Raw genomic sequence first — 22,776 nt, 5'->3', positions numbered from 1 at the left:
CGAATGAAAACGACACGTTCCCAAGGAAGGGGCGTGTCGTTTTTGTTACACATCCATTTCTACTTTTCTACCCGGATAAAATTGGTTTTCTTCCGAGCCTGGATTGCCTTTGGCCGTGAGCGTATCCGGGGTGATGCGAAAAATAGCGGTTACGCTGCCCATGGACGAGCGATACTTCAGCACGTGCTGCAAAGGCAGCGGATCGGAAAAGTAGCCTGGCACGTATTTGTCGATCATCGCTTGCATCGCATCGCGCATTTCAGCCGGCTCCTGCACGCGCTCGATCGTACCCGACAAAAACACGCTCATATAAGCGGTATCAATATGCGCCGGAACAGGCGAAGCGATCGTGCCGTGCTCTTCGCAAACGCTGAAACAGACGCGGTTGTTTTCGTTGATCATCTCGATCTTTCGCCCAGAGTCTGCGCCGTGAAAGTAAATACAGCCGTTCCACCAGGCAAAATTGAGCGGAATGATATACGGCTCGCGCTCGTCGGACATTCCGAGGTGGCCGACTTTTGCTGTGTGCAAAAACGAAGCGATCTGCTCCTGATCAGTAATGGTGCGTTTGGAATAGCGGACAGGTATCATTGGTAATCCCCCAGTCAGACAGTTCTGTTTTTCGATGTAGCCTGATCGTAGTCGGTTTTTGACTTGGGAAAAAGGTGCAGTTTTGGCTTAATCGAGCAGGTCAGATTCAGATATAAAAAAACCGCTCCATTCTCAAGAGCGGTTTTGATTCAGTATTCAGTTGCTGTGCGGTGTGCGATTATCCCAGCTGTCGCTTGGAATCGAGCTTTTTGGCAAGCTGCTCTTCCCCGCGGTGAATCCAGCCGACGAAAGAATCGCGGATGTTCAGTTGAGGATCGAGATGGACAACGGCGACGAACATGTAATGGCTTTTTCCTTGGAAGCGGGAGCGATAGCGCAAGTCGATCCATTTGACTTCATAGCCGAAGGGCTGTTCCTTTGTTTCCACGTGGACGTGGTGGGTGAAGGCGAGGAACGATTGCACCTTGGAATCTTGTTTGGCAGCGGCAACGACTTCGCTCTCGGGTTTGATGGCAAATGTGTCCAAAATACTGACATCGCCGGAGTTCACCTCGCCTACATACCAGTGCTGCTCCGTTTTGGCAACAAAAGTCCAGAATGTCCAGGACAGGGTAGGAATGATCGTGTACATGCCCGGCTTGCCGATTCGCGCGCGAACTTGCTCTGTCGTCCGCTTTTGCACCTGGCAGCGCCAATAGTAGTAGCCCGCAATCACCAGGTAAATCAGCAAAAAGGATCGGCCAGGGTGCGCGCCCGCTGCCCAGAGCATGAAGCCGACGAGATGAGCGGCAAAAATGAACGGATCAAAAATGAAAATGGCGTTCAGGGCAACCCACTTATCGCGAAACGGATACAAGCCCTTTGTGCCATAGGAATTGAACAAGTCGACAAAAACGTGCAGGCAGACGGCCAAAAAGATCCAGCCCAGCAAATGGAGCCAGGAGGCTTGCGGCATCAGGGCCTGTATGAGAACAAAAATGGCTCCCGACCAGAGAAACAGGGCAGGTACAGAGTGGGAAACGCCTCGATGATTGCGAATGTAGGCCGCAGTGCCGCGAAGGCGAACCAACCCATCCAGATCAGGTGCTTGCGAGCCGATGACCGTACCGATCATCACGGCGGCTGCAAGCGATGGAGAAGAAGCTACGACAGGATCGAGGTAGGCGAGCCCGGCCAATCCGAAGCCCATGGCAAAGTGAGTGGCTGTATCCATGGAATCGTTGTCTTCCTCCTTTTCTTCCAGGCTGTTGTTATGTTTATTATAGCGTGAGAGATGACATAATTCCCCCCTCTGCTGAAAAAAATTGTGAGCTTGTTCCCGCTTTTGCAAAAAGGGTATGATGAATAGATCAAGGAGGGACAAGTCGTATGTTAACTGTCTTTATCGAATACAAGCTGCAACCGGAAAAACGGGAGCAGGCTTTGCGACTGCTTGCATCCATGGCTTCGCGGCTTGCAGCATGGGGAGCACGCGAATATCGCTCCTTCGAGGGGCTTGATCAGCCGGGATTGTTTGTGGAAACTTTTGACGTTTCCACTGTACACGAATATGAACAAATCAAAGCACACCGTTTGGCGGATCAGCAGTTTTGCGACTGTATAACGGGCGGAGCGGCCAAGCTGCACGTCTGGGCGTTTCGCCCCGCCGAGTATCCAAAATAAAAGGAGCAGACAAGAAAGACATGGCAAGAAAAAAAGACAACAGCTTGCAGTACACTCTTCCCGAAGAGTTTCATGTGTTCGGTTTCGCCCAGGATTTGTTGGCCTGGTACGACTCGCAAAAGCGGGATTTGCCGTGGCGGATCAACCGTGACCCGTATCGTGTCTGGGTGTCGGAAATCATGCTTCAGCAGACGCGGGTAGAAACCGTTAAACCTTATTATGCGAATTTCATGGAGAAATTTCCGACGGTGTCGGATTTGGCAAATGCACCAGAAGAAGAAGTGCTCAAAGCGTGGGAAGGACTTGGCTATTACTCCCGCGCTCGCAATTTGCAGGCTGCTGCTCGCGAGGTAACCGTTCGCTATGGCGGCGTCGTGCCTGACACGCCTGAAGAGATCGCCACGCTGAAAGGCGTGGGGCCGTATACAGCGGGTGCGATTTTAAGCATTGCCTACGGAAAGCCGGAGCCGGCTGTCGACGGAAACGTCATGCGCGTCTTTTCCCGCTTGCTGTACCTGTCGGATGATATTGCCAAGCCCGCCACCCGGATCAAGATTGAGCATCTCGTGCGCCAAGTCATTCCGGAAGGGCGAGCAGGTGATTTCACCCAGGCTTTGATGGAGCTGGGCGCGATGGTCTGTGTGCCGCGCTCGCCGCAATGCTTGACCTGTCCTGTGTTCGATTACTGCATGGCCCGCAAGGAAGGGGTACAGGAGGAACTGCCGATCAAAGGGAAGGCAAAACCTCCGCGCCCTGTCGATTTGCAGGTGGCAATCGTGGTTCGCGATGGCAAGGTGCTGATTAACAAACGGCCGGAGCAAGGGCTGCTGGCTGGCCTGTGGGAGTTTCCCATGGTGGAGACGGAGCAGCAAAAAGACAGTGCCAAAGCAGAGGCGCTCGCCAGCGGAATCAGCGAACGATTCGGAATCGATATCGAAGTGCTGGAACCGCTCGGTGCCGTGCAGCACATCTTTTCGCATTTGCAGTGGAATATGCAGGTTTGGTCCTGTGACTGGATTGACGGAGACAAGCTGCCCGCTCATGCCAGGTTTGCGGCTTGGAGTGAGCTGGACACGTACACGTTTCCGATGGCCCATCACAAAATCAGGGAATTGCTCGGACAAAAAAGCAAGTAGGACAGGAAGCCAAAAAGCTGTCGAGATAAACTCGGCAGCTTTTTTCATTCGGACGACCATGCAATGGCCGTCTCGTTATTTTCATGGACTGTCGTTGTCGATTATCTGTACAGAAATTCCGGAAACTGCATTGCGATCTGATGTTTCCGTTGTTCCCACTCAGCGATTGCTTGTTGTTGCAAATATTGCGCCTCGCGCTGTTCTGGGGTCAATTTCCGCTTCTCGATAATAATCGTGAAGAAAATCATTGGAATGTGCATGAAAATCCACCTCCCATCCCTGATAAATCGTGCAGTTAGTCGCCATCTATCGCTTTGACTCCTGTAAATCTCATCATCTGACGTCTTTGTTTATTTTTCATTGAAATCCCTCCTGGTTTGGAATGCGAAGACGAAATTAGATGCGGCTAACGTGTTGGGCTGCTTCAAAGGCGTGAGCCTCAGCGCGTTCTTCCAAATAACGTGTGCGCGCATAGGCAGCCAGGCGTTGTTCTGGTTGAACGTGATTGCGTTCGATCTTGATGGTGAAAAACAAGAAATTCAGTACCATACCAAATCACCTCCTCTCATTGGTAAAAATTGGATGTTTGTCGCCAAGAAAAAGACCACGGGCTGATGCCTGCGGTCTTTTGGGCGCACGAAGAAAAGGAAAGACCACAAGCTACTACGCCCATGGTCTGGTAATTGACGAAAGAGAATGTTGAAGATACGAATGCATCTACAATTCGTCGGACCAGGAGGCGCTTCTATATGCAGTTTTTGCAACGATAAGACGATCAGCGAAATCATATGCAAAATCCCATACATTCATCATCATGTTGCATCCTCCTTCCTTCGAGTAGTAGTGGTGTAAAACGTAACCTTAGAATATGGCATTTTTTTCTTGCTGTAAAGCACTTTTTACCTAAATTCTAAAGAAAGTTAATTCTGAAAATAATAAAATATAATAAAAAATAAAGTTGCGGGCGATTTTTGGTTTAAAATGCTTGCTATAATGGGTAAGTATATCTGACAACGAGACTATGCGAAAAGGTGTGGAAATGCGGATGAAAATGCCAAGATTGACTGTCAGAGCCAAGCTGATTGCTTCGTTCTCCCTTATTTTGATTATACCTGTACTCGCTCTTGGTCTGCTTTCGTACCAGAGCGCAAAGGATCGTCTTGAAGAGCAACTGCTGACGACAGCATCGGAAAATGTGCGCTTGGTGGACGAGCTGATTGACCGTACAATGGAAGCCCAATCCAGAGACCTGCAATTCATCGTGTCCGATTTGACAAAAGCTGACCTGGTGGATCAGGCGAGAGACGAACTGCATAAGAAGCTGCAAACTTTCCTCAAGCTGCACCCGGATATTGGGGAAGCGTACGTCGGAGATGAAACAGGGAACATGCTGACAGCGACTGGCGCCAAGCTTCCCGACGGCTATGATCCGCGCCAGCGTCCGTGGTATCAAGCAGCGATGAAGACGCCTGACAAATCGATTATTACCGACCCGTATATCGACGCATTTACGGGCAATGTGATCGTGGGTGTAGCCAAAGCTTTGCCTGACCGCTCCGGCGTGCTCGGGATCGATATTCAGCTGACCGCCCTGAACGAAACGGTGAAGCAGGCGAAAATCGGAACGAATGGCTATATGACCATCCTCGATGCCAACCACAAGCTGTTGATCCATCCGACAGGAACACCTGGCTCAGACATGACAGCGCCTTGGATTGGCGATCTGTACGCCAAAGCGGCAGGGACGTTTGACTTCACAGATGAGAACAAGGAAGCCAAAGCAGCTTTTGTCACCAATGATCAATCGGGATGGAAGCTGATGGGCGTCATGTACAGGACGGAAGCAGCGGATGCGGCCAGCCCGATTTTTTACCGGACAATGCTGGTAATTGCGATCACGATTGTGATTGGGGCAGGGCTTGTGTTTGGCATTTTGCGCTCCTTGCTTCGCCCGTTGCAACAACTGACAGCAGCCGCGAAAAAAATGAGCGAGGGAGACGTCACCCAGCAGGTGGAAGTGAAAAGCGACGACGAGTTGGGCGTTTTGGCCAAAACGTTCAACCATATGGCGGAATCGCTGCGCTCTCTCTTGTTCTCTGTGAATGATTCCGTTCAGCAGCTCGCAGCCTCCGCAGAGGAGCTGTCGGCAAGCGCTGACCAGACGAGCAAGGCGACAGAGCAGATTGCCACGACGATGCAGGATATGGCGACGGGAACAGAACAGCAAGTATCGCATACACAAAAAAGCACCGATGCAGTCGGGCAGATGTCGCAGCGAATCGCCCAGATTGCCAGCTATACGCATGAGGTGTCCGACACAGCCAAAGAGACAGCAAGCATCGCAGCAGAAGGCAATCGCTCCGTACAGTCGGCGGTTCAGCAAATGAACGCTTCCAACGAGTCGATTCTCAGCCTGGCAAAAGTGGTGGACAGCCTGGGGGTACGCTCGCAGGAAATCGGCAAAATCGTAGATGTCATTACGGCGATTGCCAACCAGACCAATTTGCTCGCGCTGAATGCAGCCATCGAAGCCGCACGCGCCGGAGAGTCTGGTCGCGGATTCGCTGTCGTCGCTGACGAAGTAAGAAAGCTGGCTGAGCAGTCATCTGCTTCGGCGGAGCAAATCAGCCATCTGATCAAAGCGATCCAGCAAGAGACCGACCATGCCGTCGATGTGATGGAGCAGAGCAAACGCGAAGTAACCGAAGGAATCGGCAAAGTGAATGAGGCCGGGAAGTCATTTGAACTAATCCAGTCTGCGGTGGAAGATGTGGCGGACAAAATCGAACATGTCTCGCAAGCGTCGCACGATATATCCGAACAGACGCAACTGGTGGTCGAATTGATCAATCATATTTCCGATGTCACCATGCAAGCTTCCGATGGGACGCAAAGCGTTTCCGCAGCAGCCGAGGAACAACTGGCTTCGATGGAAGAGATCGCTTCTTCCGCGATGTCGTTGGAGCGGTTGGCAGAAGATTTGCAAGATCAGATTGGCAAATTCAAGATATAGGGAAAAAGCCCGGCGCAGGAGTGATTCGCTCTCTTGCCGCCGGGCTTTTTGCTATTGCCCGTTCCTTTTCAAGCATCAAACATCAATCGTAAATCGGTTTGGAGGCGTGATCCCAGGCACCGCTGTCGCCGCCTACTGGCCCGCGTGATTCCAATTCGCGGATGACCTTCATATGCAGGGAAGCCCCTTCTGCGCTCAAGTATGCGGCGAGCTGGGAAAAGGTATCGTGAAAGTACAAAAGCTCGTTGATTTCCCACTGGGAAAGCGGGACCATCGTCAATTCGGACAGGTCGCGTCCTATGTACATCGTTTGATTCCTCCCTTGATCTTATGCCTGCCCTCTGTTTTTGCGCGTGCTTAGTATGGCTTTTTCAGCGAGGAATGAGTCAGACGAGATTTTGGCTTCCGGTAGCAAAAGCGGAAGGGGAGTTGTATAATGAAAAATGTGATTTTGATTGATTAGTACCTGCTATTAATAGTTGGTGAGTAGGAGGCATTTCTGATTATGAATACAAAAAAAGTAGCATTGGTTACCGGCGGAACGCGCGGTATCGGAAAAGCAATTGCATTGCAACTGGCTGAGCAAGGGTACGACCTGGTTTTGAACTACTTGCGCAACCGGACTGCTGCGAGAGAAGCGGCAGCCGAGCTGGAAGCAAAAGGAGCGCGCGTGCACCTGGTGAAAGCCAATGTTGGCGACGTGGCAAAAATCAAGGAACTGTTCGCAGAGATTGACCAGGAATTTGGCCGTCTCGATGTGTTTATCAACAATGCAGCTTCCGGGGTTTTGCGCCCGCTGATGGAGCTGGAAGAAAGCCATTGGGACTGGACGATGGAAATTAACAGTAAAGCCTTGTTGTTCTGCGCGCAAGAAGCGGCAAAACTAATGATCAAGGGTGGCAACGGCGGAAAGATCGTCAGCCTGTCCAGCCTCGGCTCGATTCGCGTTTTGGACAACTATACGGCAGTCGGCGTGTCCAAAGCAGCTGTAGAAGCGATCACGCGCTATTTGGCAGTGGAGCTTGCTCCGCATAACATCGTAGTCAACGCAGTATCTGGCGGCGCTGTGGATACAGATGCGCTCAAACACTTCCCGAACCGCGAAGAACTGCTGGGCAGCTCCGCAGAACGCACGCCGGCAGGCCGGATTGTCGAGCCGGAAGATCTGGCGAATGCCGTGATGTTCCTCGTTTCCGACAAGGCTTGGATGGTGCGCGGACAAACCTTGATCGTTGATGGCGGTATCTCTCTTTTGACCTAGTTGATTTTTAGGAGCGGTGACAAGGAGTTGGCGACTTTGACGTCTCACTACACAAGACAAAGTTGTCCATGTGTTGTACAATAGAGGAAGAAGGTTACGAAGGAGGCAACGTATGCTGATTCGTCCGTTTCGACTCGGTGACTATTCGGCTATCACAAGTATCTGGCAACAGACGGGCTTGGACCAATCGGACACGGTGTCGTTGAACGATTTGGCCCAACAGTTGGCATGGGACAGCGATTTGGTTATGGTTGCGGAAAAAGACGGCAAAGTTGTTGGGGTCGTGGTCGGCACGATCGACGGAGCACGAGCCTATTTTTACCGGCTGGCTGTTCTTCCCGAGATGCAAGGTTCCGGTATCGGCCGCGAACTCGTGGCTGCCATCGAAAAGCGCTTCAAACAGCGAGGCGTCAATAACGTCCTGATCATGGTCAATCAGGCAAATCCGGAGATCCTTCCGTTTTACCTTTCGCTTGGCTACGAAGTACAAAAATTTGTTACACTTTCCAAAAAGCTCTCTTCCTAAAGGAGGCTTGTCCCCATTCAAAAGAGAAGAGAAGAAAGGGGAGAGTCATGTCACCAACTCCGGGCTCCAATATCCGCATTGAAAGTTATAAACATGATCATTCGCTGCACCGCATTTGGGACAAATCCACGTTGATTCATACCAGTGATGCGGTGGTGATTGGGGGAAACGATCGGGTCAAGGTGACAGAAGCAGACGGGCGGGAGTGGCGTACGCGTGAACCGGCCATTTGCACATTTGGTCGGGGCCAATGGTTCAATACCATTGCCATGATTCGCGACGACGGCATTTACTATTATTGCAACATTGGTTCGCCCTTCAGCATGAAGGGACAGCTGCTCAGCTACATAGACTATGATCTCGATGTAAAGGTGTTTCCCGACATGACGTATTCGATTCTCGATGAAGAGGAGTTTCTGTTGCACAGCAAACAGATGAACTACCCTCCGTTTGTCGTGGAAAAGGTACAGACTGCGTTGCGAGAGGTACTGGATTGGGTAAGCGCGCGCCGCGGCCCTTTTCAGAACGGCTTCGTGCAACGCTGGTACGAGCGGTATCTTTTAGTGCGAGACGATGAGGAATAATCCCTTTCCCGTTATTCGGGGGAGGGATTTCCTTGTAGTGTCAGAAAGTTGGAAATGGCGAAGAAGATCGTACCAATTTGGCTGTGCCTGAACATATCGGGTACAGCCAAGTTTGCTATGGGAAGGAGGTATGCTGGTTGAGCATACGCCGCTATTTGGCATATGTCATGCCCTATTGGAAACAAATTTTGGGCACTATATTGATAGGTATCATCAAGTTTTCCATTCCGCTTGCCTTGCCGCTCCTGATCAAATACGTCATTGACGACCTGCTCCCCAGCTCGATGCCCCGCGAGGATAAGCTGACACAATTGTTTTGGCTGATGCTTGGGACGTTCTTGATGTTTACGGTCGTACGGGCGCCTGTCGAGTATATCCGCCAATATTTCGCGCAGTGGGTGTCCAGCCGCATTTTGTTTGATATCCGCAACCAGCTGTACGCCCATTTGCAGCGGTTGTCGATGCGTTACTACAACAACACGAAGACGGGTGAGGTCATTTCCCGGGTTATTAACGACGTGGAATCGACGAAAAGCTTCGTGGAAACAGGCTTGATGAACCTGTGGCTCGATCTGATTACGATCGTACTGACGCTTTTGATCATGTTTTCCATGGATGTGGAGCTGACATTTGTAGCGATCGTCGTTTTTCCGCTGTACAGTCTCTCTGTCAAATTTTTTTACAAAAAACTGAGACAGCTGACGCGGGAACGCTCTGCTGCTTTGGCGCGGCTCCAGGGGTATTTGTATGAACGAGTGAACGGGATGGCGCTGATCCGCAGCTTTGCTCTGGAAAGTCACGAAAGCAAAGGCTTCGCGAAGGAAAACAACCAGTTTTTGGACAAAGCGCTGGAGCATACCCGCTGGAATGCCCGGACGGTTTCTGTCGTCAATACCGTCACGGATATCGCGCCGTTGCTCGTGATCGCCTATGCAGGCTACCAGGTGATCGGCGGAAGCATGAGCGTAGGGACACTGGTGGCTTTTTACGCTTATTTGGAACGCTTGTATACCCCGTTGCGACGCTTGGTCAACTCCAGCACGGTGCTGACGCAAGCGATTGCCTCGATGGACAGGATGTTCGAGTTCATGGATGAATCGTACGATATTGAGGATAGTCCAAACGCTCGCGAGCTGCCTGTTGATCCGGCGACGGGACGCATCCGCGGAGAAATTCGCTTTGAGCATGTATCGTTTCGTTACCGGGAAGAAGGGCCGCTTGTTTTGCGCGACGTCAATCTGACGATTCAACCTGGCGAGACGGTCGCCATCGTCGGAATGTCCGGTGGCGGGAAATCGTCTTTGATCAGCCTTTTGCCGCGCTTCTGGGACGTGACGGAAGGGCGGATTACCATCGATGGAGTCGATGTCCGCGACTTGAAGCAGCAAAATTTGCGCTATCATATCGGACTGGTGCAGCAAGACAACATTTTGTTTAGCGAATCGGCAAAAGCCAATATTTTGATGGGGAATCCGGAAGCGGATGAACATATGGTTCAGGAAGCTGCCCGCGCCGCCAATGCCCACGATTTTATCAGCGAGCTGCCAGAAGGATACGATACAGAGCTGGGCGAGCGGGGCGTGAAGCTGTCGGGGGGACAAAAGCAGCGGGTCGCTATCGCCCGGGTGTTTTTGCGCGATCCGGGAATATTGATTTTGGATGAAGCGACCTCTGCTCTCGATCTGGAGTCGGAGCATATGATCCAGGAATCGTTGAATCGCCTGACCAGAGGGCGCACGACGCTCATTGTGGCGCATCGCCTGTCCACGATCACCCATGCAGACAAAATCATCGTCATGCGCGAGGGACAAATTGTGGAACAGGGCAAGCATGAGGAGTTGCTGGAACAAAAAGGCGTGTACTATGGCCTGTGGAGCGTCCAGGATTTGGGGATTGATCGAGGGGGAATGGAGGGAATCTGATGGAAATATGGCGCCGCAATCTATACGTGTTATGCGGATCGCTGTTTGTCGTCATGGTGGCGATGAGTATGATCATGCCTTTTTTGCCGCTGTACATTCAGCAAGATTTCGGAATTGACGATCCGCATCAGGTGACAGCATGGGCGGGAATTATTTTCGGGGCCAATTTTTTGACCGCCGGACTCGTTTCTCCCATTTGGGGGAACTTGGCTGACAAGCACGGACGCAAGATCATGATTTTGCGATCCGGCTACTTCATGTCGATCACGGTAGCGTTGACAGGCTTTGCAGGCAGTTTGTGGCAACTGTTGGCGCTGCGGCTGATCAACGGACTGGTGGGAGGAATCATCCCGGCCAGTACGGCGCTGGTTGCCTCTTCCGTTCCGAAAGAGCGCATCGGCTGGGCGCAAGGGCTTTTGCAATCGTTTATCACGGCAGGGACGATTATGGGACCGCTTTTTGGCGGAGTGCTGGCGAATCAAATCGGCTTTCGCATGATCTTCCTGATTACAGGCAGTCTGCTGTTGCTGGCGACTTTGGTCATTACGTTTACGGTAAAAGAGAGCTTCGTTCCACCTGAAAAAAAGGACCGGTCCAGCCTGAAGGAAGATTTTCAAATGATCTTTTCGTCCAAAGAGCTGCCGGCGCTCTTTTTTGTAACCGTGATGATCCAGTTTGCCTTGTTCAGCATCGTGCCTGTATTGCCGATCTACATATCGCAGTTGGTCCAATCAGAAGGAGCAAAAGTCGCGCTGTGGGCCGGAATCGTCCAGGCGGCGATGGGGATTGCCAATGTGTTTGCTTCTCCGCAGCTCGGGCGCTTGGGTGATCGCTTTGGCTCGCAAAAGGTGCTGCTGTTCGCCTTGCTTGGAGCAGCGATCCTGTTTATTCCGCAGGGGCTTGTCTGGACCGTGTGGCAACTGGTCGTGCTAAGGTTTTTGCTCGGCTTGTCGCTGGGAGGCTTGCTCCCGTCAGTCAATGCGCTTTTGCGGCGGGCCACGCCATCTCATATGGTCAGTCGCGTCTACGGTTACAACAACAGCTTCGTCAGCATCGGAAGCATGCTCGGGCCGATGATCGGCGGTTTTATGGCTGGCTACGTAAGCATCAACGGCGTGTTTTTTATGACGAGTGCTTTTTTGTTCATCAATGCAGGCTGGGTGTACTACAGCTTTTTCCGCAACAAAACTGTACAATCTACAGATTCTGGAATAGACTAAAACATATTGGATGAAAAGAGGTGCACCTCCATTGTGATGATCGGTCGGCAGGAATAATCGCATATTCCGTCAGGGCGATGGAAATATGTCCTGAACCGACAGGAGGTTGTGCATCGTGTGGCATAGACGTTTTCTATTCCTCTGGGCGGGTCAGACATTGGCCAATCTGGGGGATGTTTTTTATATTGTGGCGTTCATTTCGGTCATTTACGCCGTATCCGGTTCTGTCATGTACACGGCGTTTGTTCCGGTGGTCATTTTGTCGGCGCAATCGGTCAGCGGCTTGACAGCGCCGTTGCTTTTTCGCAGACTGTCGCTTCCGTCCATGCTGGTGCTGTCGCAAGCGCTGAAGACGTGCTTGCTTGCGGCAGCGGCTGTGCTTGTCGACAGGACAGCAGGCACCAACGGTCAGGCGATCTGGCTGCTGTTCGGATTGGGCGGGCTGATTGCCTTTATGGATGGCTGGGCCAATCCCGCACGCAATGCGTTGGTGCCGCAGCTTGTGGAACGCGAGCAGCTGATCAGGGCGAACGGCTTGCTTGCGACTTCCGATCAGACGGTTCATTTTGCCGGTTGGGCAGCGGGTGGACTGCTCGTGGCGTTCCTCGGAGCAAGTGCGGTTTTGTGGGGAACGGTAGCGGCTTATGTGTTGGCATCTTTGGCAATGCTCGCGGTCAAGCCGGAAAAAGCTGCTCCAGACATGACGGTTGTCGAACCGCCGCAGGAAAATTGGCTGACAGGCTGGAAAGCGATTCGCGATGTGCCGCTCTTGCGGCAGCTCGTCGCACTGGATGTCGTCATGGGCGTCTCGGGAGCGGTCTGGATTGCGGCTATTTTGTTGCCGTACGTGCTGGAAGCGTTGGGCCGAGGAGAAGAGTGGTGGGGCTACATCAATGCAGGCTACCTGCTCGGCTCCATTTTGGGGGGCACGCTGCTGCTGAAGTACGCGGACAAGATGAATCGCCAGCTGTATCGCTGGCTGCTGGCAGGTGTTGGCGGGGCTGCTGCGATGACCTTGCTGTTTGGCAGTACGACGTATCCGCTGGCTGCCTTGCTCTTTTCCTTTGCGCTGGGGCCGTTTTTGGAGATAGCCCTGGTGAGCAAGCAGACAATTTTGCAGCAGGAGACAGAGACGCCGATGCTGCCGTACGTTCTGTCAGCAAAAGGGACCATCGATGCGCTGGTGTTTGGACTTTCCTCGCTGTTGATGGGGGCGCTGGCGCAGTGGCTTGGCCCGAGAGCGGTTTATTTGCTCTCCGCAGTGCTTTTGGCAGGCGCAGCCTTTTTCGTTTGGCGTTTGCGGCAAAAGCAACTCGCAAGTGCGCGCAAGCAAACTGTCTAAAACATGCAACCCTCTGGCGATTGCCGGAGGGTTTTTTGATACAATGACAGGTAAGAAAACTAGGAGTGGAGTGAGCCGCATGAACATTCTCGTTTTGCATGGTAGCTCAAGAGAGGGTGGCAATACCGAGCAGCTGACGAATATCGCGCTGGAAGGAATCCCGCACACAAGCATTCACCTGCGGGAGAAAAACATTTTGCCGATCCACGATCAGCGGCATGTGGAAGGTGGCTTCACGGCGGTAGCAGATGATTACGACGAAGTGACGGAAGCCGTTTTGGCCCACGATTTTTTGATCTTTTCCACCCCGATCTACTGGTACGGCATGTCCGGCTACATGAAAAATTACGTGGATCGCTGGTCGCAAAGCCTGCGGGACAAACGTTACGCCTTCAAGGAATCGCTCGGGCGCAAACAGGCTTATGTCATCACGACGGGCGGCGACCAGCCGAGGATCAAAGGGCTGCCGCTGATCCAGCAGTTTCAGTACGTCTTTTCTTTTGTGGGAATGCCGTATGCGGGCTACATCATTGGCGAGGGCAACAAGCCGGGGGATATTCTCGCGGATGTGCAGGCTGTGGCTTCGGCTAAGCAGCTCAATGCGTGGCTGAAATCGCAGCAATAAGGCAGAAAAAAAGACCGGAAATCCGGTCCCAGATTGTCGAGAAACCCCACACATGGTGAGGTTTCTTTTGCTTTTTAAAAAGCTATTTGCTGGTCGGAGTCGCGCCCTTCAGATGGCGCAAAATCGCCATCAAATCGAGTTCGCCCAACCCTTCCTCCAGGGCGTGGCGATAGGTGGCCTGCGCGGATTCCGCCAAAGGAGTAGCTACGCCAGCCTCGCGGGCAAGCCGCAAATCTTTTGCCATATGCTTCAAGGCAAAAGCGGCAGGGAAGTCGTCTGCGAGAATCGAGGCAGCTTTGCCGCGAATCAGCGGGGTTTCTACTGCGCTTTGCGAGATAATCTCCAGCATTTGCTCGGTGTCGATGCCAAGCGAGCGGGCGAACAGCAACGTTTCCGCTACTCCTTGTACCGTGATGCCGAGCAGCAGGTTGATCGCCAGCTTGGCAGACGTTCCCGCTCCATGCGACCCGAGGTAAACAGCTGCTTTGCCGAGCTTGTCCAGCATCGGCTTCGCTACGTCATAATCCGCTTTCTCGCCGCCGACCATGATGACCAGTTGCGCTTCCTTCGCCGGACCGACACTGCCAGAGACGGGAGCGTCGAGAAAACGCAGTCCGGCTTTTTTGCTTTGCTCCGCCAAAAAGCGGGAAGTCTCTGGTGCAATCGTGCTCATGTCGATCGCGAGCTTGCCGGAAACGCGGGCAGATAGCAAGCCGTCTGTTCCTGTATAAATGGCTTTCACAGCCTCGTCATCACTTACCATGGTGAACAACACATCGCATTCATCGACCAGTTGCGCGAGTGATTCGGTTTGCTTCGCGCCGAGCGCAACGAGCGGAGCCGCTTTTTCGGGTGAGCGGTTCCAGACGCGGACAGCGTAGCCTGTGGACAGCAAGTTGCTTGCCATCGGTACGCCCATGTTGCCCAAGCCAATCCAACCTATGATCATGTCTGATTACTCCTTTTCATCCATTTGTTTTCCGACCTGCTTTTGCACAAGCTCTTTCAAGGCAGCGTGTTTCGATTCGGTCATGGCAAACAGCTCGTCGAAGCCGCCCGGCAATGTTTTGGCGAGCACGCGCAGCCCTTCTTCGGTGATTCCGCCTTTTGTCGCAACGCGCTCGATTAGCTGGTCGAAGCCAAGCTGTTCGTTTTTCAAAAGCAAAGCGGTGCCGAGCATCGTTTCCACGAGAATGGTTCTGGCTGTCGCAATATCAAGCTCCGGCGTCTTGCGGACCGCTGCTTGTGCAAACGAATCGAGTATCCCGGCTATCAGTCCGGGTGCGCTGCTGCTCAAAATTGTGGCTGTTTCGATATTCGTCTCTGTCACTTCCTGCACTTCGCCGATTGCGGACAGCAGGGTGAGCAAGCGGCTTCGTTCCTCTGAACTCACCCTGTCGCTTGCCGTATACAACGAAACGCCGTGCAGCTCGGATGACGTCACGGTAGGAATCACTTTGCTGATTGGCCCGGCATGAACGCTCTCCAGGTCGGAGATGCTGACTCCGGCAGCGACAGAGACGATGTGCTTCTCGCGAGGAATCGTCAGCTTTTCCAGAACAGGCAGGATGTCCAGCGGCTTCGTACAGATGAAAATCAGGCTGGCCTGCTCGCAAATCGCTTGGGCGCTATCCGCGACAGCTACTCCAAAACGGGCTTGCAGCGCGTCCGCTTTTGCCCGCGTGCGGTTGAAAACGACGATGTGTTCAGGGGAAATCACTGCGCTTTTGCAAAAAGACTTCACCAGCATTTGCCCCATACTTCCTAATCCGATAATCCCGATGCGCATGTGCAAAACCTCCCGTCCCATTGTATCGTAAGTCTACGCAAAAAGGTACAGTCTCCCGGTAGGGAAGAGACTGTACCTTGTACTAAGCTTGTATTGGTTTTGGCTTTGTTAAAAGCGATGCGATTAGTCGTCCGAGCTTCGGAAGATCATGATGTACTTCGCGAGTTCGAGTACAGAGATCAGAGCGGCGGCGACGTAAGTGAGGGCGGCAGCACCGAGCACTCTGCTTGCCCCGCGTTCTTCTTCGTTGCGGATAAAGCCCATTCGCACCATCAGCTCTTTGGCACGGCTGCTGGCGTTGAACTCGACTGGCAACGTGATGAGCTGGAAGGCAACGGCACCGGAGAAGAAAATGATCCCCAGGAGCAAAAGACCGGACATATGGAAGAAGAAACCGGCGAGCAACAAAAGCGGCGCAACACCCGATACGAGATTGACAACCGGGAAAATGCGGTGGCGCGCTACGAGCATCGGATAAGAAACTTTATGCTGGATCGCATGGCCGACTTCGTGACAAGCAACAGACAGCGAAGCGATGGAGTTGCCAAAGTATACAGGATCGGACAGGCGAACCACACGGGACATCGGATCGTAGTGGTCAGTCAGCGTACCTGGAATATGTTCGACGGGAACGTTGGTCAAACCGTTTGCATCGAGCATCCGTCTCGCCGCTTCAGCCCCGGTCAAACCGGAAGAAGTAGGGACCTCGGCATAGCGGTTGAAGGTGCCTTTTACTCGGAATTGAGCCCAGAGAGACAGTCCGAATGCAATGAGTATCAGAAAATCCATCGGGTGAAAAAACATTGAACAATCACTCCTTTTTATCTGCATGAAGAAACACAATAGCAGTTCCTTACACATTTTGTCCCATATCCATGTATACGAATAAGTGTCAGGGCAGTTTCATTAATTTTATTGTACAATCTCTGACCATTCTTGACAATATCACCACCTGCTTATATGTGCAGATTGACTCTTGCTATATGTGAAGCCAGCTTTTCCTCACATAAAAAAACAGACACATCCGTGAAGAATGTGTCTGTCTTTTCGCCGTTTACCGATCGTGGTTTTGCGTTTTGTGATGCTCGGTTTTGCGCGGGTTTTGGAAGCCGACGACCTCCAGCATTTTGCTGCTCTCTTTGGAATCCAGCGTCTTTTCCGGAGCTTGCGGGTACGTTTTTTCGCCTTTTGACACCTAGATCTCCTCCTCGCGATGATACTCACTGCAATCGTTAGTATCTCCAAAAGGCAGGAAACCGGGCTTGGCAATGCTTGTCTCGGCGTCAGGCTCACGTACGCAGCTAAGCTACACTACGCGTTCAACTGTGCGAAGGCGCGGTCGACAGCCGAGATTGTTTGCCGGATGTCATCTTCCGTGTGCGCGGTGGTGATGAACCACGCCTCGTACTTGGAAGGAGCGAGGCAAATGCCTTCATCCAGCAAAAGGCGGAACATGCGGGCGAACAGCTCGCCGTCTGCTTTTTGCGCTGCATCGTAATCGCGAACAGGCTCGTCTGTAAAGTACACAGCCATGGCCCCTTTGACGCGGTTGAGCTGGATAGTGACGTCGTGCTTGCTCGCTGCATCGCGGATGCCTTTTTCCAGCAGCGCGCCGAGTCGCTCAAATTCATCGTACACGCCAGGCTGTTTCAGCACTTCCAGACATGCGATTCCGGCGCGGATCGATGCGGGATTGCCCGCCATTGTGCCCGCTTGGTAGGCAGGACCGAGCGGCGCGACTTGCTCCATAATCTCGCGGCGTCCGCCATATGCTCCGATTGGCAAGCCGCCACCGATGATTTTTCCGAGCGCGGTCAGGTCAGGCGTTACGCCCAGCAAGTTTTGCGCACCGCCGTAGCAGAAGCGGAATGCGGTGATGACCTCGTCGTACACAACGAGCGCGCCTGCCTCGTGCGTGATGCGGTTCACTTCCTCCAAAAAGCCTGGCTCCGGCGTGACGATACCGAAGTTGCCGACGATTGGTTCGACCAGGACGCAAGCCGTTTCGTTGCCCCATTTGCCCATCGCTTCGGCGAACGCTGCAACGTCATTGAATGGAACCGTGATCACTTCGCTGGCGATGCTTTGCGGAATACCCGCACTGTCAGGGATGCCGAGTGTGGAAGGGCCGGAGCCTGCCGCAACCAGCACGAGATCGGAGTGACCGTGGTAGCAGCCCGCAAATTTGATGATTTTCACGCGTCCGGTGTAGGCGCGTGCCACGCGAATGCACGTCATGACGGATTCCGTACCGGAGTTGTTGAAGCGGATGCGCTCCATGGATGGAATCGCTTCGCGGATCATGTTCGCAAAAGTGACTTCCCAAGGAGTTGGCGTACCGTACAACGTTCCGTTGGCCGCCGCTTCCGTAATGGCTTTTGTGACGTGCGGGTGAGCATGTCCGGTAATAATCGGGCCATACGCCGCCAAGTAGTCAATATATCGATTGCCGTCCACGTCCCAGAAATACGCGCCCTGGGCACGCTCCATCGTAACGGGCGCTCCCCCGCCTACGGCCTTGAAAGAACGGGAAGGGCTGTTTACCCCGCCGAGAATAACATCCATGGCTTGTTCGTGCAGTTGCGCGGATCGTTCACGTTTCATGCGATTTTCCCTCTTTTCTTTTCAAAAAAGTCCTTCATTATCTTAACACAGCAAAAGTCACCTGGATATGGATGGGGAGCTATAGCTGGGGAAAAGGAAAAATGATACAATTTTCAAGCAAATCACTTCACGTAAAAGGCGGTAATCCACCATGAAACTTGAGTGCATCTCCATCAAAGGAACCGGCAATACCAATGAGGACGCCTATGTGATCTCGCAGGCCGATCAGGTGTACGCGGTGATCGACGGCGTCTCGTCGCTCGTTCCGTACGAAAACCGATTCGGGCAGACAGGAGGAGCGATTGCAGCCGAGCTGGTGAAAAGGAAGCTGGAAATCATGCCGCCTGACGCTGTGCTGTCCGATTACCTGACGTTTGTCAACGAAAAGCTGCGGGAATTGATGCGCGAGAGCGAGATTGACTGGAAGCAAAAAGAAGCATTGTGGGGAGCGGCATGTGCAGTCGTTCGGGTGAAAGAGCAGCACATCGAGTATGCCCAGACTGGCGATTGCATGATTTTTGCGGTCTATGAAGACGATACGGTGCGGCCTTTGACGTTTCCGCAAGTTTCGCTGCTGGAGCAAAACGCCATTGCCCGGTGGGAAGACGGGATTCGCGAGGGGCTGTCTACCCGAGCCGAGCTGCACGAGCGATGTAAGGACATCCTGATTCATAACCGCTATCAGGCGAACGAATCAGGAGGATATGGCGTTTTGAACGGAGATGCGGCTTGTGCGGATTTCATAGAGTATGGACGGATCAATCGGATCGGATTGAAGGCGCTTGTTTTGGCGACAGACGGTCTGTTCATGCCACGACCAACAGGCGGAAAAGGACCGGGGTGGGAAGAAACGGTATTGCCAATCGTCCACAAAGGGCTGCAACGTTACACGGATGAGCTGATCGCACTGGAAAACAACGATCCCGAATGCATCCGCTACGCCCGCTTCAAAAAGTCGGACGACAAGACGGGCATTGTCGTGAATTTGCGCTGACAGTTTGTTACAGTTTGCCTTTTGCACATTTTCATGCGCTCATATACACTAACAGTTGTTCATGACCGTTTTGCCAGCCGCAAGTGGTCACATCTCTTTGCATGAAAAACGTCAAGGCGTTTTTCCACTAAAAAAAGGATGGTTATCCATGATTCAAGTGAAGAACCTGCAAAAGGAGTTTCGCATTCACCAGGCCAGAGCGGGTCTCGGGGGTGCTTTTCGTGATTTGTTTAGTCGCGAGTATAAGACCGTCAAGGCAGTGAATGACCTTTCTTTTACCGTGGAAGAAGGGGAAATGTTCGCTTTGATTGGGGAAAATGGCGCCGGGAAATCGACGACGATCAAAATGCTGACGGGCATTTTGACGCCAAGCGAGGGCGAGATCGTCATCAACGGCTACGTTCCGTTCAAACAGCGCGAGGAATACGTGCGCTCCATCGGTGTCGTATTCGGACAGCGTTCGCAGCTCTGGTGGGATTTGTCGCCCATGGAGTCGTTCCGGTTGCTGAAAAGCGTCTACAAAGTCGACGGGCCAGAGGGAGATAAGTGGCTAGACCGCTTGATTGAGGAGCTGGAGATCAACCCGTTTGTCAGCCAGCCAGTGCGCAAGCTGAGTCTGGGTCAACGGATGCGCTGCGAGGTAGCGGCGTCATTGATTCACAAGCCGCGCCTGTTGTTCCTCGATGAGCCGACAGTTGGGCTGGACGTCTTGGTGAAGCAAAAAATTCGCGAGTTTTTGCGCAATCTGAACGAAACGGAAAACATGACCATCCTGCTCACGACCCACGACGTTTCCGATATTGAAGCGCTCTGTAAGCGGGTGCTGGTCATGGACAAAGGCAAGCTGATTTTTGACGGCCTGCTCAGTGACCTGAAGGAAAAGTGGGGCAATGGCACAGAGGTGTCTTTCCAGATGAAAAAGCGCACACCCGCCGACGAGCTGCGCAAGACGCTTGGCGAGATGCCGTGCGAAATTTCCCAGGTAAACGAATATACAATCAGTGTGAAAGTGCCGCAGAGCCAGGAAATGCTGCCGTTTGTCCTGTCAACGGTCATGTCGACGTTCGAGGTCAGCGACGTAAAAATCATGGAGACGAGCACAGAAGATATTGTCCGCAACATTTACCAGGTGGATACAGGGGTGCGGGGCCATGCATAAGCTCTACATGGAACTGATCCGCATGCGCTTTTTGACCATGCTCGCTTACCGGGTGAATTACTACAGCGGGATCATTATTTACGCGATCAACATCGGAGCGTACTACTTTTTGTGGGGCGCAATCTACGGCGGCCAGCAGCAGCTTGGCGGCCTGTCGGTCGAGCAAATGACTTCCTACGTCGCGATTGCCTGGATGTCGCGCGCCTTTTACTTCAACAACATCGATACGGAAATTGCCCAGGACGTACGGGAGGGTAAGGTCGCGATCGAGATGATCCGCCCTTACAATTACTTGTCGGTCAAGACAGCGCAAGCATTTGGGGAAGGGATATTCCGCTTCCTGTTTTTCGCAGGGCCAGGAATTTTTCTCATCAGCTTGATTATCCCGTTTCATTTTCCCGCGACAGCGACTGGCTGGGGATTGTATTTGATCAGTCTCATGTTTGCCTTTTTGATCAACACGCAAATCAACCTGCTGACGGGGCTGTTCACCTTTTTCCTGTTCCGCAACGACGGGATGATGCGGGCGAAGCGTGTCGTCGTTGATTTGATGTCGGGCCTGGTGCTGCCGATCAGCTTTTTCCCGGGCTGGGCGCAAACGGTTATGGGCTTTTTGCCATTCCAGGCCGTCAACTACTATCCGAGCCTGATTTTTACAGGGGCGATTACTCCGGGGCGTTCCTGGGAGTTGATCGGCTTCCAGGCGATCTGGATGGTTGTTATTCTGGTTCCGATTCTGATTTTGTGGCGCATGGCCCGAAATCGGCTGGTCGTGCAAGGGGGGTAGCATATGCAAAACGTCAAGCACATTTTCGGTATTTTCGCCGACTACCTGGGCCAGTATTTCAAGACGAGACTTGCCTATCGGGCTGACTTTCTCGGGGATTTTGTGTCCAACTTGATTTCCGAGCTGATCAATCTGGTGTTCATCATCGTCGTCTTCACGCATGTGCCGTTGATGAAGGAATGGACGCGGGACGAAATCATTTTCATTTACGGTTTCTTTTTGGTGCCGTATGCCTTATTCTCGATGTTTTTCGGGTTTTGGGACTTCAACGAACGCTATATTATCCGGGGCGAAATGGACCGCATCTTGACCAGGCCGATCCACAATCTGGCACAGGTCTGTCTGGAGTCGATCGCACCGGACCGGATTTTCGGCGTCATCACAGGGCTGATCATCATGGGCTATGCTGCTTTTCAGCTCGATTTGACGTTTTACTGGTACGACCTGTTCATCTTCATCGGGCTTGTGATCAGCGGCGCCCTGATTTACGGCGGGGTGTACACGGCGATTGCCGCCGTCAGCTTTTTCTCCGATTCCCGGACAGGAATTGCCCCGATGATTTACAACATCCAGCAGTACGGGCGTTACCCCGTGGATGTGTACAACAAAGCGATTCGCTTCGTGCTGACTTACGTGTTGCCGTTTGCTTTTGTCGGGATTTACCCGGCGGCTTACTTTTTGCGAAAAGAAGTGTGGTATACGTACGCAGCACTTACTCCGGTAGTCGCGGTCATCTTCTTTGGCATCGGCTTGCTCGTCTGGAACTGGGGCGTCACCAAGTATCGGGGAGCAGGGTCGTAGTGGCAGAAGCTACTTTTGGTGCGATTTGGTAGGCAGGAGCAGGATTATGGATTTTTATTTGGGAACGGTTACGGTAATATTAGAGGTAACGAGCTTGAAAGAAAAAAAGACCGTCCGGCGGCTACCGGAACGGTCTGGTCTGTACAAACGAGGCTTCCCTCAAAGGGGACGGCTCAAAATTTGGTGAAGAATAGACCGCCGAGGAGCAGTCAACTCAAGGGCGGTCTATTTCTTTTTGGTCCAGGTAACTACCTATAGCACGTGGCGACTTTAGGCTGAGAAGCCCCATTTTTTTAAAAATATATCCAACTAAATCAATTGGAAAATAAAGATAAAATGTCGATTTAACAGTTTCGTCTATTGTCAAATCGAAAAAGCGCAGTATAATATGCTGTATACAACTACACAATTCCTTCAGGGCAGGGTGAAATTCCCGACCGGCGGTGATGGTGCAATCAGCACGTCAAGCCCGCGAGCCTCCCGAGCTGTTGACAGCGACGGAGTGCAGGATCTGGTGAGATTCCAGAGCCGACAGTACAGTCTGGATGGGAGAAGGATGACGACAGTACGTTTACCACACACGTGCTTGTTTGCCTGTGCTGGCAGGACAGATGCGATGAGGCATGCATGATGAGCCGCCTCGTTGTTTCTTGAACCTGTATTTATTGCACATGCTTTGTCATACGCCTGTAAGCTGCCCTGAGAATTATTCTCAGGGTATTTTTGTGTTTGCAAAAGCGTAGACATTTTGGCACGTGTGGGCAAGACCGCTGTTGCCATTCCTCAGAAGGAGAAAAAA

Annotated in this window: 24 protein-coding genes and 1 riboswitch; of the genes, 14 read left to right on the top strand and 10 right to left on the bottom strand. The window is 52.5% G+C overall.

Features of this window, described 5'->3' with window-relative positions; all coding sequences use genetic code 11:
* Nucleotides 1-45: 45 nt before the first annotated feature.
* Nucleotides 46-591 carry a pyridoxamine 5'-phosphate oxidase family protein gene (locus M2298_RS21270; protein WP_280649063.1) on the bottom strand — a complete coding sequence of 182 codons (546 nt, stop codon included), beginning with the start codon at nucleotides 589-591 and terminating at the stop codon, nucleotides 46-48.
* Between the two features lie 178 nt (nucleotides 592-769).
* Complete coding sequence (locus M2298_RS21265; protein WP_122966147.1) at nucleotides 770-1,765, bottom strand: metal-dependent hydrolase; 996 nt, start codon at nucleotides 1,763-1,765, stop codon at nucleotides 770-772.
* A 155-nt stretch (nucleotides 1,766-1,920) separates the two neighbouring features.
* On the opposite strand from M2298_RS21265, the gene M2298_RS21260 reads away from it, so the two are divergent.
* Both M2298_RS21260 and mutY read left to right on the top strand, forming a co-directional pair.
* Complete coding sequence (locus tag M2298_RS21260) at nucleotides 1,921-2,214, top strand: hypothetical protein (RefSeq protein ID WP_122966146.1); 294 nt, start codon at nucleotides 1,921-1,923, stop codon at nucleotides 2,212-2,214.
* Between the two features lie 20 nt (nucleotides 2,215-2,234).
* A complete protein-coding gene (gene mutY / locus M2298_RS21255; protein WP_122966145.1) occupies nucleotides 2,235-3,350 on the top strand; it encodes an A/G-specific adenine glycosylase in 1,116 nt (371 codons plus the stop codon).
* 101 nt (nucleotides 3,351-3,451) lie between these two features.
* Here the strand turns inward: mutY and M2298_RS21250 are convergent, their stop codons facing one another.
* On the bottom strand, nucleotides 3,452-3,610 hold the full coding sequence (locus M2298_RS21250) for a YrzI family small protein (protein WP_122966144.1): 159 nt from the start codon (nucleotides 3,608-3,610) through the stop codon (nucleotides 3,452-3,454).
* A gap of 136 nt (nucleotides 3,611-3,746) precedes the next feature.
* Entirely contained in the window at nucleotides 3,747-3,899 is a 153-nt protein-coding gene (locus M2298_RS21245; protein WP_167470372.1) for a hypothetical protein, read from the bottom strand.
* Nucleotides 3,900-4,395: 496 nt separating this feature from the next.
* On the opposite strand from M2298_RS21245, the gene M2298_RS21240 reads away from it, so the two are divergent.
* Nucleotides 4,396-6,363, top strand: coding sequence for a methyl-accepting chemotaxis protein (locus M2298_RS21240; RefSeq protein ID WP_280649062.1), 1,968 nt, complete (start codon nucleotides 4,396-4,398; stop codon nucleotides 6,361-6,363).
* Between the two features lie 82 nt (nucleotides 6,364-6,445).
* On the opposite strand, the gene M2298_RS21235 is transcribed toward M2298_RS21240, so the two are convergent.
* Nucleotides 6,446-6,670: a hypothetical protein gene (locus M2298_RS21235; protein WP_280649061.1), complete on the bottom strand. Its 225-nt coding sequence runs from the start codon at nucleotides 6,668-6,670 to the stop codon at nucleotides 6,446-6,448.
* A gap of 198 nt (nucleotides 6,671-6,868) precedes the next feature.
* Between M2298_RS21235 and fabL the strand changes: the two genes are divergently transcribed.
* From fabL to M2298_RS21200, 7 genes are all read left to right on the top strand, one after another.
* The gene (fabL, locus tag M2298_RS21230; protein WP_063228751.1) at nucleotides 6,869-7,624 is read left to right on the top strand and encodes an enoyl-[acyl-carrier-protein] reductase FabL; all 756 of its coding nucleotides are present in this window, start codon (nucleotides 6,869-6,871) and stop codon (nucleotides 7,622-7,624) included.
* 112 nt (nucleotides 7,625-7,736) lie between these two features.
* Nucleotides 7,737-8,150 (top strand): GNAT family N-acetyltransferase, encoded by a 414-nt coding sequence (locus M2298_RS21225; RefSeq protein WP_063228750.1) that lies wholly within the window; start codon nucleotides 7,737-7,739, stop codon nucleotides 8,148-8,150.
* Nucleotides 8,151-8,197: 47 nt separating this feature from the next.
* Nucleotides 8,198-8,734: a DUF402 domain-containing protein gene (locus M2298_RS21220; RefSeq protein ID WP_005827695.1), complete on the top strand. Its 537-nt coding sequence runs from the start codon at nucleotides 8,198-8,200 to the stop codon at nucleotides 8,732-8,734.
* A 137-nt stretch (nucleotides 8,735-8,871) separates the two neighbouring features.
* Nucleotides 8,872-10,656, top strand: coding sequence for an ABC transporter ATP-binding protein (locus tag M2298_RS21215; RefSeq protein ID WP_280649060.1), 1,785 nt, complete (start codon nucleotides 8,872-8,874; stop codon nucleotides 10,654-10,656).
* Entirely contained in the window at nucleotides 10,656-11,876 is a 1,221-nt protein-coding gene (locus M2298_RS21210; RefSeq protein WP_122966140.1) for an MFS transporter, read from the top strand. Before M2298_RS21215 ends, M2298_RS21210 begins: the two co-directional genes overlap by 1 nt.
* Nucleotides 11,877-11,991: 115 nt before the next feature.
* Complete coding sequence (locus tag M2298_RS21205; protein ID WP_242772539.1) at nucleotides 11,992-13,218, top strand: MFS transporter; 1,227 nt, start codon at nucleotides 11,992-11,994, stop codon at nucleotides 13,216-13,218.
* A 79-nt stretch (nucleotides 13,219-13,297) separates the two neighbouring features.
* Nucleotides 13,298-13,843 carry a flavodoxin family protein gene (locus M2298_RS21200; protein WP_122966138.1) on the top strand — a complete coding sequence of 182 codons (546 nt, stop codon included), beginning with the start codon at nucleotides 13,298-13,300 and terminating at the stop codon, nucleotides 13,841-13,843.
* Between the two features lie 82 nt (nucleotides 13,844-13,925).
* Here the strand turns inward: M2298_RS21200 and M2298_RS21195 are convergent, their stop codons facing one another.
* From M2298_RS21195 to M2298_RS21175, 5 genes are all read right to left on the bottom strand, one after another.
* The gene (locus M2298_RS21195; protein ID WP_122966137.1) at nucleotides 13,926-14,792 is read right to left on the bottom strand and encodes an NAD(P)-dependent oxidoreductase; all 867 of its coding nucleotides are present in this window, start codon (nucleotides 14,790-14,792) and stop codon (nucleotides 13,926-13,928) included.
* A 6-nt stretch (nucleotides 14,793-14,798) separates the two neighbouring features.
* A complete protein-coding gene (locus M2298_RS21190) occupies nucleotides 14,799-15,632 on the bottom strand; it encodes a pyrroline-5-carboxylate reductase dimerization domain-containing protein (protein ID WP_280649058.1) in 834 nt (277 codons plus the stop codon).
* A 123-nt stretch (nucleotides 15,633-15,755) separates the two neighbouring features.
* Nucleotides 15,756-16,436, bottom strand: coding sequence for a zinc metallopeptidase (locus tag M2298_RS21185; protein WP_063228744.1), 681 nt, complete (start codon nucleotides 16,434-16,436; stop codon nucleotides 15,756-15,758).
* Between the two features lie 250 nt (nucleotides 16,437-16,686).
* The gene (locus M2298_RS21180) at nucleotides 16,687-16,827 is read right to left on the bottom strand and encodes a hypothetical protein (RefSeq protein ID WP_167470371.1); all 141 of its coding nucleotides are present in this window, start codon (nucleotides 16,825-16,827) and stop codon (nucleotides 16,687-16,689) included.
* A 116-nt stretch (nucleotides 16,828-16,943) separates the two neighbouring features.
* Nucleotides 16,944-18,236, bottom strand: coding sequence for a glutamate-1-semialdehyde 2,1-aminomutase (locus M2298_RS21175; RefSeq protein WP_280649057.1), 1,293 nt, complete (start codon nucleotides 18,234-18,236; stop codon nucleotides 16,944-16,946).
* A 151-nt stretch (nucleotides 18,237-18,387) separates the two neighbouring features.
* Here M2298_RS21175 and M2298_RS21170 point away from each other — a divergent pair, with 151 nt between their 5' ends.
* The 4 genes from M2298_RS21170 (at nucleotide 18,388) to M2298_RS21155 (ending at nucleotide 21,977) form a co-directional block, all read left to right on the top strand.
* Nucleotides 18,388-19,230 (top strand): protein phosphatase 2C domain-containing protein, encoded by an 843-nt coding sequence (locus M2298_RS21170; RefSeq protein WP_280649056.1) that lies wholly within the window; start codon nucleotides 18,388-18,390, stop codon nucleotides 19,228-19,230.
* A gap of 148 nt (nucleotides 19,231-19,378) precedes the next feature.
* On the top strand, nucleotides 19,379-20,389 hold the full coding sequence (locus M2298_RS21165) for an ABC transporter ATP-binding protein (protein ID WP_122966133.1): 1,011 nt from the start codon (nucleotides 19,379-19,381) through the stop codon (nucleotides 20,387-20,389).
* Complete coding sequence (locus M2298_RS21160) at nucleotides 20,382-21,176, top strand: ABC transporter permease (RefSeq protein WP_063228740.1); 795 nt, start codon at nucleotides 20,382-20,384, stop codon at nucleotides 21,174-21,176. Before M2298_RS21165 ends, M2298_RS21160 begins: the two co-directional genes overlap by 8 nt.
* Nucleotides 21,177-21,179: 3 nt before the next feature.
* Nucleotides 21,180-21,977, top strand: a complete 798-nt coding sequence (locus M2298_RS21155) for an ABC transporter permease (protein ID WP_122966132.1) — start codon at nucleotides 21,180-21,182, stop codon at nucleotides 21,975-21,977.
* Between the two features lie 406 nt (nucleotides 21,978-22,383).
* Nucleotides 22,384-22,538: riboswitch (FMN riboswitch) on the top strand.
* Nucleotides 22,539-22,776: the final 238 nt, after the last annotated feature.

Origin of the sequence: Brevibacillus sp. 1238, assembly GCF_029892995.1 — a bacterium.
GTDB classification, from domain to species: domain Bacteria; phylum Bacillota; class Bacilli; order Brevibacillales; family Brevibacillaceae; genus Brevibacillus; species Brevibacillus parabrevis.
Note: the sequence above shows the minus strand (reverse complement) of the source record. Positions and strands in the feature narration are given on the sequence as shown.